Here is a 13,955-nt window from a genome sequence, read left to right on the forward strand (position 1 = left end):
CCATGACCCTCGACACCTCGCTCGGCACGAACCCGACCACCGGGTCGGACCGCGCCTCGGGGTCAACGACGGCGGGGAGCGGTGCGTCCAGCGCACCGCGCCCCGCCGGGCGTCGGCCCGCCAAGCGGCTCGCGGACTGGCGGAAGCGCGCCGAGATCGCCGTCCTCGCCGGACCCGCCGTCATCGTCTTCGTCACGTTCGTGATCCTGCCCGTCGGCATGGCCGCGTACTACGGGTTCTTCAAGTGGCAGGGCTACGGCCCGCCCACCGACTTCGTCGGGCTGCAGAACTACGTCATCATCTTCCAGGACCAGGCCTTCCGGTCGGTCCTCATGCACAACGGCTTCATCGTCGTCCTGTCGCTGGTGCTGCAGGGCCCGATCGCGATCGTCCTCGCGCTGCTCCTCAACCAGAAGATGCACGGCCGCGGACTCATCCGCGTCCTGGTCTTCGTGCCGTACGTGATCTCCGAGGTCATCGTCGGCACCGGGTGGAGCCTGCTGCTGCAGTCGAACGGCGCTGTCAACGACATGCTCCAGTCCATCGGACTCGGCGGTCTGCGTGCCGACTGGCTGTCCAACCCGGACATCGCGATCTGGACGCTGCTGCTGATCATCTCGTGGAAGTACATCGGCTTCGCGGTGATCCTGTTCCTCGCCGGCCTGCAGAGCATCCCCGAGGAGCTCTTCGAGGCCGCCGCGATCGACGGTGCCGGCTACTGGCAGATCCAGCGGCGCATCACGCTGCCGCTGCTCGGCCCGACCATCCGCATCTGGGCGTTCCTGTCGATCATCGGGTCGCTGCAGCTGTTCGACCTCGTCTACATCATCTGGGGGCAGTACATCGCCTCCACCGCAGGTACCTCGACCATGGCGACCTACATGGTGGGCAACGGCCGCAACTCCGGGAACTACGGCTTCGGCAGCGCCGTCGCCGTCGTGATGTTCGTCATCTCCCTGGCCGTCGCGCTCATCTACCAACGATTCGTGCTCCGCCGGGACACCGCGGGCGCGATCACCGAAGGGAAGAAGTGATGGCCACCACGAGCATCGTCGCCCCCGGGCGTCGTGCGACACGGGAGCGCCGGTCGAGCGCGGCCATCGGTCGCGCCAACCCGCTCACCTACGTCGTGGCGATCCTGTTCGTCGCCGCGAACCTCGCCCCGGTGCTGTACATCGTGCTGGGCGGCTTCCGGACGAACTCGCAGATCACCACGAGCCCCGCCGGCCTGCCGGCCCCGTTCGAGCTCGGCAACTACGGCTCGGTCCTCGGCAGTTCGATCTTCTGGCAGGAGCTCGGCAACTCGGCGATCAGTGCGATCGCGACGACCGTCGGTGTCGTCGTGCTCGGCCTGATGGTCAGCTACATCCTGGCCCGCTACCGGTTCGCCGGCCGCGGCGCCCTGTACGCCCTGTTCGCCGCAGGCCTGATGTTCCCGATCACCGTCGCGATCACGCCGCTGTACCTGCTCATCAAGGACCTCGGTCTGACGAACAGCCTGGCCGGCGTGATCCTGCCGCAGATCGCCTTCGCCCTGCCCACGACGGTCATCATCCTGGTGCCGTTCCTCCGGGCCATCCCCGACGAGCTCGAGGAGGCAGCGTCCATCGACGGTGCCAGCCGCCTCGGGTTCTTCTTCCGGATGATCGTGCCGCTGTCCCTGCCGGGCGTCGTCACCGTCGGGATCCTGGCGTTCATCGCCAGCTGGAACAGCTACATCCTGCCGCTGTTCATCCTCAACAACGAGGGCAGCTACACGCTGCCGCTCGGCGTGCAGGCGTTCTCGTCGCAGTACTCCGTCGACACCGCCAAGGTGCTCGCCTTCACGTCGATGTCGATGATCCCCGCGCTGATCTTCTTCACGATCTTCCAGCGCCGGATCGTCGGCGGCCTCACCGGGGCGGTCAAGGGATGACGATCACCAACGAACCGAGGCAGGCAGTGGACACCGTCCGCACCGACCTGTCGGACCCGGCCCCGAACCTCCCGGCCGTCCCCGAGGTGAGCGACCGCGTCCGCGACCTGCTCGCCCGGATGACGCTCGAGGAGAAGGCGGCGCAGATCGTCGGCTACTGGCTCGACCAGAACGGCGTCGTGGCACCCATGCAGGGCGAGATGGCAGCCGGGCAGGACGCCCAGGCGACCCTGCCGGAGGTGACCCGCGACGGCATCGGGCACTACACCCGCGTCTACGGCACCCGCCCGGTCAACGCCGAGGAGCGGGCCGCCTGGCTCTGGCAGGAGCAGCGTCGCCTCAAGCGGGAGACCCGACTGGGCATCCCCGCGCTCGTGCACGAGGAGTGCCTCACCGGACTGGCCGCCTGGAAGGCCGCGACCTTCCCGACCCCGCTCGCGTGGGGCGCCTCGTTCGACCCGGAGCTCGTCGAACAGGTCGGCCGCGCGATCGGCGACTCGATGCGTGAGCTCGGGATCCACCAGGGGCTCGCGCCGGTGCTCGACGTCGTCCGCGACCCCCGTTGGGGCCGGGTCGACGAGTGCATCGGTGAGGACCCGTACCTGGTCGGCACCGTCGGCACCGCCTACGTGCGGGGTCTGCAGGACGCCGGCGTGCACGCCACGCTGAAGCACTTCCTCGGCTACTCGGCCTCCCGCGCCGGACGCAACCACGCGCCCGTCTCCGCCGGGCCGCGCGAGATCCGCGACGTGTTCCTGCCGCCGTTCGAGATGGCGCTGCTCGACGGCAACGCCCGCTCGGTCATGAACTCCTACACCGAGACCGACGGCGTCCCGATGGCCGCCAGCCCCGAGTACCTGACCGGGGTGCTCCGCGAGCAGCTCGGGTTCGACGGCGTCGTCGTGGCCGACTACTTCGCGATCGCGTTCCTCGAGGTGATGCACGCCGTCGCCGCCGACCGCGGCGAGGCCGCTGCACTCGCGCTCGAGGCCGGCATCGACGTCGAACTGCCCACCGGTGACGCGTACCTGCGCCCCCTGGTGGAGCGGGTGCGCTCGGGGCAGCTGGACGAGGCGTACGTCGACCGGGCCGTCCTCCGGGCGCTCGCGCAGAAGGAGGCCCTGGGTCTGCTCGACCCCGACGCGTACGAGGACGAACCGCCCACCGGCGTCGACCTCGACTCGCCCCGACACCAGGCGCTCGCCCGTCGCCTCGCGGAGGAGTCGATCGTGCTGCTCGGCAACGACGGCGTCCTGCCGGTCCGACAGACCCCCGGCACCGTCGCGGTCATCGGCCCGAACGCGGACCGCGCCGAGGCGCTGCAGGGCTGCTACTCGTTCGCGAACCACGTCCTGGCCGCTCACCCCGGGCTGCCGCTCGGGTTCTCGATCCCGACGGTCGCCGAGGCACTGACCGACGCGTTCGCCGGAGCATCGGTCCAGGTCGTCGAGGGCTGCGCGGTCGAGGGGGAAGACCGGACCGGCATCGCCGCTGCCGTCTCCGCCGCCACCGACGCCGAGCTCGCCGTCGTCGTCGTCGGGGACCAGGCCGGCCTGTTCGGCCGCGGCACCGTCGGCGAGGGCAACGACTCCGAGTCGCTCGACCTGCCCGGCGTGCAGCGCGAACTGGTGGAGGCCGTGGTCGCCACCGGCACACCCGTCGTCCTGGTGCTCCTCACCGGCCGTCCGTACGCCATCAGCTGGGCGCTCGACGGCGAAGGCCCGCGGCCGGCTGCCGTCCTGCAGGCGTTCTTCCCGGGCGAGGGCGGCGGACTCGCGATCGCCGACGTCGTCACCGGTGCAGTGAACCCCTCGGGTCGGCTGCCCGTGTCACTGCCGCGGTCCGCGGGCGCGCAGCCGTACTCGTACCTGCACCCGGCGCTCGGGGGCCCCTCGGACGTCACGGCCACCGACTCCACCCCGGTCCGGCCGTTCGGGTTCGGTCTGTCGTACGCGTCGTTCGGGTACTCGGACCTGGTCGTCGACGACTCCGTGCAGGCCGGTTCGGCCTTCACCGCGGGCGTCACCGTCACGAACACCGGGACGGTCGCCGGCGCCCACGTGGTGCAGCTGTTCGGGCACGACGTCGCCGGATCGGTCACCCGACCCGTCGTGCAGTTGCTCGGGTACGCCCGCGTCGAACTCGACGCAGGGGAGTCCGTGCGGCTCGCCTTCACCGTCCCCACCACCCGCCTGGCCTTCAGCGACCGGCGGATGGTCCGGATCGTGGAACCCGGCGACGTGGAGGTCTGGGTCGGCTCGCACGCGGCCGCCTCGGCCTCGGTCGCGGACGCCGACACCGCGACCGGCGGCGTGATCGTCAACGAGCGCGCCACCGCGGTCCGGGTCCTGCCGGGTACCGCGACGCCGCGCGCGGTCCTCGCGGTCGAGGGACCCGTGCACGAGGTCACCACACGGGACGCGCGACTCGTCACGTGGGAGGTCGTCGGCTGACGGGGAACCGGCCGATGACGGCCGCCGCGGGGGAGCGCAGCGCCGACGGACGGGAGGCCCGTGACCAGCTGGTCACGGGCCTCCCGTCCGTCGTGTGGCCGGGCTGGCCGCGGGGCGGGCGCGGGCGCGGGGCGGGCGCGGACATGGGCGTGCGCGGCTGTGTTTCGTGCTGAGCGACAGTCCTCGGGGAGGCGGACGCGAGTCCTGTCGCTGAGCGCGAACCGTCGGTGCTGTCCGGGCCCACGGTCCGGGCCCGCGGTCTAGGCTGACGCCGATGAGCGACGACGCCCGGGATCCCCGCACGGACTGGACGGGACGCCCGGGCCCACTTCTCAGCCTCGCGCTCATCGTCGGGATCTCGCCCTTCGCGACCGACATGTACATCCCGGGCCTGCCCGCCATCGCCCGCGACCTCGACGTGTCGACCGCCGCCGTGCAGCTCAGCCTCACCGCGTTCCTCGTTGCCTTCGCCGTCGGGCAGCTCGTCGTCGGACCGATCAGCGACGGGGTCGGACGTCGCCGGATCCTGATCGGCGGCATGGCCCTGTTCACCGTCTCGACCGTGGTGTGCGCGATCGCCCCGGACATCGTCACGCTCGTCCTCGCGCGCGTCGTCGAGGGGGTGGGCGGAGCCGCCGCGGCGGTCGCCGGACGCGCGATGGTCGGAGACGCGGCGACGGGCCTCCGCCGCAGCAAGCTCTTCTCGACGCTCGCGGTCGTGAACTCGGTCGGACCGGTCGTCGCGCCGCTGGTCGGCGGCGTCGTGCTCACGGTCACGTCCTGGCGGGGGACGTTCGTCGTGCTCGCGGTCTTCGGCATCGTGCTCACCGTCGCCGCGCTCCGGCAGCTGCCCGAGACCCTCGTCGCCCCGAGCCCCGGCGGCTCGTCACCCCGCGCCGTGGCCGGTCGGATGGCGGAGCTCCTGCGCATCCCGCGGTTCCGGTGGTACCTGGTCACCGGATGCGCGGCGACCATCGGGTTCTTCTCGTACATTGCCACGTCGTCGTTCGTGTTCCAGGAGCAGTACGGGTTCAGCGAGGGCCGGTACTCGCTCGTCTTCGCCACGAACGCGGGCTGTTCGATCCTGTCGACGCTGCTGTTCCGGCACCTCGTCGGACGGTTCTCCGAGGACCGGCTGTTCACCATCGGGCTCGTCGTCGGGACCGTCGGCTCCGCACTCGTGCTGCTCGGAGCGGTCAGCGGGCTCGGCGCCGCACTCGTCTGGCCGGCGCTCGCACTCGTCACCGCGGCGTGGGGATGGGTGATCCCCGGCTCGATCACGTTGACGCAGGCGCTCGGGCACCGACACCCGGGAACGGCATCGGCGCTCGCCGGTGGGCTGACGTTCGGGCTCGGCGGGATGGCGACCCCGCTCGCCGGGGCGCTCGGCGGGACGGCGATCGCGATGGGGGCACTGATGACGGGGTTCATCGCGGTGGGGTTGGCAGCGCAGCTCTGGGCGTCGGCAGCGGAGGGGAGGCGCGGGGTCGGCTCGCGCTGAGCGGCGACGCGTGGGCGTCGGTGCTGACATCGGTGTTGGCGCTGGTGCTGGTGCTGGTGCTGGTGCTGGTGTTGGTGTTGGTGCTCGCCGGGATCGAGCTGGCTGGCACCCGGGCGCGGTGTCGATCCCTAGGCTGGAGCGATGCCGACTTTGAACCGCATGCCCGTCCTGCTCGCCACCGGCTCCATCGCCATCCCCGTCGCCGAGGCCCTGGTCGCCCTGCCGTCGGCCGTGCTCCAGCGGATCGAGGCATCGCCGATCGACCCGGACCTGGCGGACACGGCTGCGTTCTCGGAGGCCTACGGCTTCCCGGTGTCCGGCGGCGCGAACTGCATCGTCGTCGCGGGGAAGCGCGGCGACACCGTCACCTACGCCGCCTGTGTGGTGCTGGCCTCGACCAAGCTCGACGTGAACCGCACCGTGAAGGGCCTGCTCGGGGCACGGAAGGTGAGCTTCGCGCCGATGGACGACGCCGTCGAGCGCACCCGGATGGAGTACGGCGGCATCACCCCGATCGGTCTGCCGGCCGACTGGGCCGTGTACGTCGACTCCCGGGTGCTCGCGGTGCCCGAGGTCGTCATCGGTGCGGGTGTCCGCGGGGCGAAGCTGTTCCTGCCGGGTGCCGTGCTCGGCGAACTGCCACGTGTCGAGGTCGTCGAGGGGCTGGCGGTCGACCCCGCTGATGCGGGCGCTGTCGATTCGGCACAGGTCGATTCCTCGTCGGAGGCCGACCAGCCCGCTTGACCGAGCGGACTCAGTCCTGCGGCACGACCAGGCAGAACGGGTGCCCGGCCGGGTCGAGGTAGACCCGGAAGGTGTCGGTGCCCTGCCCGGTCGTCGCCGCACCGATCGCGACCACCGCCTGCTCACCCGCGTCGAGGTCGTCCACCTTCACGTCGAGGTGGACCTGTTAGGGGACGCTCTGCCCCGGCCAGTCCGGCGCACGGTAGTCGTCGACCCGCTGGCAGGCGAGCAGCGGTCGGTGTCCGGCGAAGGGCAGGACCACCTCGGCCCAGTCCTCGTCGAAGGCGACGATCTCCCCGCCGAGGACTTCGGCGGAGAAGCGGGCGAGGGCGCGCGTGTCCGGGCAGTCCAGGACGACGACGTCGAGTGTGCCGATCATGGCGGTCACCGTAGTCCTGGTCGGCTCGGCCGGCCCGCGGCTCAGCGCGAGGCTGCCGTCAGCGCCTTCGTGATCCGCTGCAGTGACACGGTCTCCGCTGTACCCAGTTCCTGCGCGAAGAGGCTGAGGCGGAACTCCTCGAGCATCCAGCGTGCGTGCACGAGCTCCGGGTGCGAGCCGACCGCCGGCGGGAACGTCCCACCGGCCTCGACGTACCGGTCGGTCGCACCGGTGACCTCGCGCATCCAGCTCGCATCGCGGCCCGGGTTCTGGAGCAGCTTCGTCACGCGGGCGTCGATGCCCTGCAGGTACACCCGGATGCGTCGGAGGCGGTCGAGCCCGGCCACCGAGACGAACCCGGGGAACACCAGCCGTTCCATCTGCTGCCGCATGTCCGACAGCGCCGGCAGCAGCGCCATGTTCGTCGCCTGCTTCATCGCACGCTCGGCGTTCCGCTGGGCGGTGAGGACGGCGGCCACCTCGGACACGGCGGTGAACATCGTGTCGACGACCGTCGCCGAGACGGTGTCGCGCACCTGATCGAACGCGGCCCGGGTGAAGACCAGCCCGTCGGGGTGGGTCCGGCGGATCCCGGCATCGACCACGGCGGCCAGGACGTCGTCGAAGAGGGCGTTGGTCGACGGGTAGGGGCTCGCGGCGAGCGCGAGCTTCTCCTGCGCGGTGAGGTGCTGCTGGATGTACGACACGGGGGACGGAACGGCGAGCATCACGAGGCGGCGGACCCCCGCAGGCATCTGCACGGTCCGGTCGTCTGGCGTCGCGAGGAGCTGGACGCCGACGGTCGCCTTCGGGCCGGAGCCCTCCTCGACCAGGGCCGGGTACGCGCGGATGACGCCGCCGGCCTGCTTCGTGTCGAGGACCTCGGGCAGGTCCTGGTCGGGCCAGGTGGTGAGGCCGGACCGTTCGATGCGGCGGCCGGAGCCGGCGTCGGCGACGCGGGACGAGCCTCCGGAGCGTTGTGTCGCCGCAGCGACGCTCTGCTGGGTCCGGTCCTTGAGCTTGGTCTGCAGGGCCGAGAGGTCCTTGCCGGCCTCGACCCGGCGGCCGCGCTCGTCGACGACCGCGTAGGTCGGCAGCAGGTGCGACGGCACCCGAGACATGTCGAAGTCGGACTCCGACACCGGCACGTGCACGAGGCGCTGGATCGTCTTGGCGAGTGTCGCGCGGAAGCTCTCGGTCGGGGTCGTCGGAGCGTCGTCGGGGAGTTCGGCGACGATCTTCTCGGCCCAGTCGGCGGCCGGTACGACGTTCTTGCGGATCTGCTTCGGCAGCGCCTTGATGAGCGCGGTGACGAGTTCCTTCCGGAGCCCGCGGACCTGCCAGTCGAAGCCCTCTTCCCGCATGCGCGGCAGGACGGCGAGCGGCACCTGGACGCTGACCCCGTCGTCCTCGGCACCGGGCTCGAAGCGGTAGCGGACGGCGAGGCGCTGGTCGCCGCTCCGCCACTGGGTCGGGTACTCGGCGTCGTCCTCCGCGGCGGATGCGGCAGACTCGTCGAGCAGGTCCTCGCGGCGCATCGTGAGCAGGTCCGGCTGGTCACGACGAGTCCGGCGCCACCACCCCTCGAAGTCGCGCGTCGTCGCGATCTCGGCGGGGATGCGGGCGTCGTAGAACTCGACGACCGTCTCGTCGTCGAGCAGGATGTCGCGGCGCCGGGTGCGCTCCTCGAGCTGTTCGAGTTCGCGGCGGAGCTTCCGGTTCGCCCGGTCGAACGCCTGCTGCGACTCCCACTCGCCCTCGACCAGGGCGTGCCGGATGAAGAGCTCCCGCGAGTGCACGGGGTCGATCCGGTTGTACTGCACCCGTCGACGCTGCACGATCGGCACGCCGAACAGCGTCACCCGCTCGTAGGCGACGACCGAGCCCTGCTTCTTCTCCCAGTGCGGTTCGCCGTAGGTGCGCTTGAGCAGGTCGCCGGCCAGCGGCTCCACCCACGCGGTGTCGATGCGGCCGACCGTCCGGGCGAACAACCGACTCGTCTCGACGAGTTCGGCGGCCATCACCGCGTCCGGCTGCTTCTTCGCGAGCACACTGCCCGGGAACACCACGAACCGGGTGTTCCGCGAGCCGAGGTAGTCCCGCTTCTCGCGGTCGCGGAGACCGATCTGGCTGAGGAGGCCGGCGAGGAGCGCGCGGTGCACCGAGTCCGGGTCGTCCTTGCGCTCCTTGCCGACGTGGATGCCGACCTGCTTCGCCGCCCGGGAGAGCTGCCGGTACAGGTCCTGCCACTCGCGGATGCGCAGGTGGTTGAGGAGCTCCGCCTTGCACATCCGGCGGAACGCGCTGGAGGACAGCTCCTCTTGCTTGTCCTCCAGGTAGTTCCAGAGGCCGAGCAGGGTGAGGAAGTCGCTCGTGGGGTCGGCGAAGCGCGCGTGCTGCTGGTCGGCCTGCGCCCGCTTCTCCAGCGGACGCTCGCGCGGGTCCTGGATGCTCAGCGCCGAGACGATCGCGATGACCTCACGGCCCACGCCCTGGCGGCTCGCCTCGAGGACCATCCGGCCGAGGCGCGGGTCGATGGGCAGTCGGGTGAGCTGCTTGCCGGTCTTCGTGATCGCACCGTCGGTGTCGACGGCGCGGAGTTCGCGGAGGAGGTCCAGGCCGTCCTTCACGCCCCGGGAGTCCGGCGGTTGCAGGAACGGGAACGACTCGATGTCGCCGAACCCGAGCGAGATCATCTGCAGGATGACGGCGGCCAGGTTCGTCCGGAGGATCTCCGGGTCGGTGTACTCGGGACGGCGGTCGAAGTCGTCCTCGGAGTAGAGGCGGATCGCGATGCCCGCACTCGTCCGACCGGCACGGCCGGAACGCTGGTTCGCGGACGCCTGCGAGATCGCCTCGATGGGCAGCCGCTGCACCTTCGCCCGCGGCGAGTACCGGGAGATGCGGGCGGTGCCGGTGTCGACGACGTACTTGATGCCGGGGACGGTCAGCGAGGTCTCGGCCACGTTGGTCGCGAGCACGACACGTCGTCGGAGGCCCGGGGTGTTCGATCGCTGGAACACGCGGTGCTGGTCCGCGGCGGACAATCGACCGTAGAGCGGCAGGACCTCGGTCCCCGGGTAGTGCTTGCCCTCGATGGCGTCCTGCGCGTCGCGGATCTCGTTCTCGCCGGACAGGAACACCAGGACGTCGCCCGGGTCCTCCCGCGCGAGCTCGTCCAGCGCGTCCGTGATGCCCTGCAGGTAGTCGCGGTCGTCGGTGCTGCTGTGGTCGTCCCTGCTGCCGTTGTCCGGGCCGCCCTCGTCCTCGTCGTCGTCCTCGTCGCCCGTGGCGTCCTCGTCCGCGACGAGCGGTCGGTACCGGACCTCCACCGGGTAGGTCCGTCCGGAGACCTCGACGATGGGCGCGTCACCGAAGTGCTCGGAGAACGACTGCGGGTCGATCGTGGCACTCGTGATGATGACCTTGAGGTCCGGGCGCCGAGGGAGCAGTCGCTTCAGGTACCCGAGCAGGAAGTCGATCGTCAGGGAGCGCTCGTGCGCCTCGTCGATGATGATCGTGTCGTACCGCTTGAGGTCCCGGTCGAAGTGGATCTCGTTCAGCAGGATGCCGTCCGTCATCAGCTTGATCCGGGTGGCCGCGCTGACCTTGTCGGTGAAGCGCACCTGGTACCCGACGAGGTCGCCGAGCTCGCCGCCGAGTTCTTCTGACACGCGCTCCGCGATCGTGCGCGCGGCGATCCGTCGGGGCTGGGTGTGGCCGATGCTCTCGCGACCGAGCTCCAGGCAGATCTTCGGTAGCTGCGTCGTCTTGCCCGACCCGGTGGCACCCGCCACGATCACGACCTGATTGTCGCGGATCGCAGCGGCGATGTCGTCCCGCCGCTGCGAGACGGGCAGCTCGGGCGGGTACGTGATGACGGGGGGATTCGACATGAGCATTCCAGGATACCGTCCGGGCGTGCCGCAGTCAGCCGAGCTGGGTGGCGAGCTCGCCGACGGTCCGTGCCGGCAACGCGCAGACCCGGTCGTGGCAGACGTACGTCACGCCGTCCAGCGCGTCCCTGCCCTCGAACAGCGAGAAGCCAGCCGCCGCCCACTCTGCCGCCTGCGCTCGGGTGAGCACGGCGACGATCGTCCCCGGACGTCGTGCGGCCCGGACTGCGGTCAGCATGCCGACCACCTCGGAGCCCGATCGGTCGTCAGCGACGAGCACGACCTCTCGTGAGGGCCGCTGGAGGGCGAGCGCGAGCCCGAGGGCATCTGCGTGCCCGAGTGGTCGGTCCACCCCGGTCCGGGCGCGCTCGGCGATGAGGCGCTCGGCCGCCGAGTGCCGGCCGTCGTCACCGGTGAGGGCAGCGAGGAGCGCGGCAGCCCCGGCCATCGCCACCGTTCCGGATCGGAGTGCTGTCTGCGGCTGCTCACCGGTCGCGGTCCCGGCAGCGGCGAGGACCGGATCGACCTCCAGCGCACCCGACAGTCCGTCGTCCACGAGCGTGCGCCCGATCACGGCGTACCCGAGCTCGCCGGTCGCGAGGGCGAGCTCGAGCAACCCCTCCGCGAACAGGCCGAGGTCCTCGATCGTCGGCGCTGCGGTCGACCCACCGCGCGGGGTGCTCGACCGGACCATGACGTGTCCGTCCCGGAGGTGTGCGGCGATGACGGCGTCGGCCGCCGCTCGCGCGAGGTTGATCATCTCGTCGTCCCCGGCGCGACTGCCCGCGATGACCAGCCCGCGGATCGCCAGGCCGTTCCACCCGGTCAGGACCTGGTCGTCGAGCGGCGGCGCCTCGAGCCGGCCCCGCTCTTCGAGCGGTACGCGGTACCACTCGCCTTCCACACGCCGGCCGTCGATGGTCGACTCGCTGTCCTGCGCCGCGACGAAGGCACCGTCCGCCCGTCGGAGGGTGTCGCGGAGGAAGTCCGCGATGCCGCGGGCTCGCCCCGGTTCGGCCACCGCGAGCAGGCCCGCATTGTCGTAGAGCATCCGCTCGTAGTGGGGGACGGACCAGTCGCGCTGGGTCGCGTACCGGAACACACCACCGTCGACGTCGGTCAGTTCGGACCCGGCGATGGCGTCGAGCGCACGGGTGAGCAGCGCGCCGGCTGCGCCGTCGCCGTCCGCAGCCACGTCGCCGAGGAACTCCAACAGCGGAGCGTTCGGGAACTTCGGCGCCCCTCCGAACCCGCCGTACGTGGCGTCCTCGGCACGCTCGAGGTCGGACACGACCCCGTGGATCGCCTCGACGGACGGGAGGCCCGCCCCACCCCCGTCAGGCTGCCCGGCCTGCGCGGCGGCCGCGTCCGCCTCGGCGCCCTGCCGGATCGCCCCCACGATCGCAGCGGCGTTCGCATCGACCTCGTGCCGACGGTCCCGCCACGCATCGAGCACCGCGGCCGTGACCTGCCGGAACGACGGGTGCTCGCCGACCGGCTGCGGCGGGTAGTAGGTCCCCGCGTAGAACACCTGCGCGGCAGGCGTCATGAACACCGTCAACGGCCATCCGAGGTTCTCGGTGAAGGCGCTCGCCGCGGCCATCGCGCTCGAGTCGACGTCCGGGCGCTCTTCGCGGTCGACCTTCACGGCGACGAAGTCCTGCCGGAGCATCGCACCGATCTCGGGGTCGGAGAAGCTCTCACGCGCCATCACGTGGCACCAGTGGCACGTGGCGTAGCCGATCGACACGAGGACGGGCACGTCACGCTCCCGTGCCTCGGTGAAGGCGTCGGCGCCCCACTCGCGCCAGTCCACCGGGTTGTCGGCGTGCTGGCGGAGGTAGGGGCTGACGGCGGTCCCGAGCCGGTTGTCGTTCATGCACCCAGCGTGCCCCGCGCGCCCTGTGTGGGCGGGCCTCCAGTCGGATCTGTGGAGGAGCTGCCGCTGTCCACAGCCCGGCGGGGTCAACCCAGCCGACCTGTCAGCCCAGCCCGAGCGACAGCAGCACCAGCGCCGCGTCCTCCGGCCCGTAGTCGAACATCCGGTCCCAGAACGGATCGGCCGCCCACGGCACGTCCCCGTCGACCGGCGTGCGGTGCGCCGTCTCGACCAACCAGTCGACCTCCGGCACGACCGCCTCCGCGAACCGCGGCGGCACCCACCCGAGCGAACGCGCAGCGGTGGTGTCGAGCACGGACGGCGACGGCACCGACCAGGGCGTGAGTCCGACGAACGCGGGGGCGTCCTCGCCGAGCAGGACCTCGTCGAACGTGTGACCGAGGTGCCTCGCGACGATCCGGACGATCTCCAGCGCCGTCGGCGCCGTCTCGTCCGCGACGTTGAGGATGCGGCGGTCGGGTGCGTCGGCGACGATCCGGACCAGGGACGCGATGCCCGACGCCGCCGTGGTGTGGTCGACGCCGCGCCCCTCGTCGGCGAGCAGGACGCGCTCGCGGCCGTCGAGCACCCGGCGTACGACGAACCACTCGCGGGGTCGGCCGATGCCGACGCCGTACACCTTCGAGGGGCGCAGGACGGTGACGGGCGCCCCGTGGTCGAGCAGGACCTGTTCGGCGGCGACCTTCGCGGCGCCGTAGCCGTCGCGACTCGCCGGGTCGGCGTCAGCGGGGGTGACCGTCGGCTGCAGCTCGGTGACGGCGCCGCCGAACACCGGTTTGTCGAGCGAGTTCGCGTGGCGACCCTGCTCGTCGGCGTAGACCGCCTTCGAGGACACGAAGACGGTCGACCCGACGTCGTCGAGGAAGGGGGCGAGCTGCAGGGCGTCGTCGCGGGTCACGCCGACGGTGTCGACGAGCAGGTCCGCGCCGGGGCGCAGCAGCTCGCGCAGGAACGTCGTGTCGCGACGGTCTCCCGGTCGGCCGACGGCGCCACGGGCGAGGAGTTCATCAGCGACCGGGCCTCCGGAGCGCGAGACGACCTCGACCTCCCAGTCGTCGCCGCCCCGGCCGGACACGTCGAGGAGTTCGCGGACGACCTGGGCTCCGATGCCGCCGGTCCCACCGAGGACGACTGCGCGTCTGCTGCTCATGCGGGCAACGCTAGCCC

General features: G+C 71.5%; 8 protein-coding genes and 1 pseudogene. 5 read left to right on the plus strand and 4 right to left on the minus strand.

The features are described from left to right. Positions 1-2: 2 nt before the first annotated feature. The 5 genes from DEJ25_RS05155 to DEJ25_RS05175 all read left to right on the plus strand — a co-directional run bounded on the left by DEJ25_RS05155 (position 3) and on the right by DEJ25_RS05175 (position 6,613). Positions 3-1,034, plus strand: a complete 1,032-nt coding sequence (locus tag DEJ25_RS05155; RefSeq protein ID WP_111043988.1) for a carbohydrate ABC transporter permease — start codon at positions 3-5, stop codon at positions 1,032-1,034. Next, positions 1,034-1,915: a carbohydrate ABC transporter permease gene (locus DEJ25_RS05160; RefSeq protein ID WP_110904899.1), complete on the plus strand. Its 882-nt coding sequence runs from the start codon at positions 1,034-1,036 to the stop codon at positions 1,913-1,915. Before DEJ25_RS05155 ends, DEJ25_RS05160 begins: the two co-directional genes overlap by 1 nt. Then, a complete protein-coding gene (locus DEJ25_RS05165) occupies positions 1,912-4,368 on the plus strand; it encodes a glycoside hydrolase family 3 N-terminal domain-containing protein (protein WP_220033168.1) in 2,457 nt (818 codons plus the stop codon). Before DEJ25_RS05160 ends, DEJ25_RS05165 begins: the two co-directional genes overlap by 4 nt. Before the next feature lie 274 nt (positions 4,369-4,642). After that, complete coding sequence (locus tag DEJ25_RS05170; protein WP_111043989.1) at positions 4,643-5,869, plus strand: multidrug effflux MFS transporter; 1,227 nt, start codon at positions 4,643-4,645, stop codon at positions 5,867-5,869. Between the two features lie 141 nt (positions 5,870-6,010). Next, on the plus strand, positions 6,011-6,613 hold the full coding sequence (locus DEJ25_RS05175) for a YbaK/EbsC family protein (RefSeq protein WP_110904672.1): 603 nt from the start codon (positions 6,011-6,013) through the stop codon (positions 6,611-6,613). Between the two features lie 10 nt (positions 6,614-6,623). Here DEJ25_RS05175 and DEJ25_RS17205 read toward each other — a convergent pair. From DEJ25_RS17205 to DEJ25_RS05195, 4 genes and pseudogenes are all read right to left on the minus strand, one after another. Continuing rightward, positions 6,624-6,992: pseudogene (locus DEJ25_RS17205) on the minus strand (VOC family protein). 41 nt (positions 6,993-7,033) lie between these two features. Then, the gene (hrpA, locus tag DEJ25_RS05185; RefSeq protein ID WP_111044100.1) at positions 7,034-10,888 is read right to left on the minus strand and encodes an ATP-dependent RNA helicase HrpA; all 3,855 of its coding nucleotides are present in this window, start codon (positions 10,886-10,888) and stop codon (positions 7,034-7,036) included. Positions 10,889-10,922: 34 nt separating this feature from the next. After that, the gene (locus DEJ25_RS05190; protein WP_111043990.1) at positions 10,923-12,767 is read right to left on the minus strand and encodes a thioredoxin domain-containing protein; all 1,845 of its coding nucleotides are present in this window, start codon (positions 12,765-12,767) and stop codon (positions 10,923-10,925) included. Between the two features lie 103 nt (positions 12,768-12,870). After that, a complete protein-coding gene (locus tag DEJ25_RS05195; protein WP_111043991.1) occupies positions 12,871-13,938 on the minus strand; it encodes an NAD(P)-dependent oxidoreductase in 1,068 nt (355 codons plus the stop codon). Between the last annotated feature and the right edge of the window lie 17 nt (positions 13,939-13,955).

Origin of the sequence: Curtobacterium sp. MCPF17_011, assembly GCF_003234145.1 — a bacterium.
Classification (GTDB): domain Bacteria; phylum Actinomycetota; class Actinomycetes; order Actinomycetales; family Microbacteriaceae; genus Curtobacterium.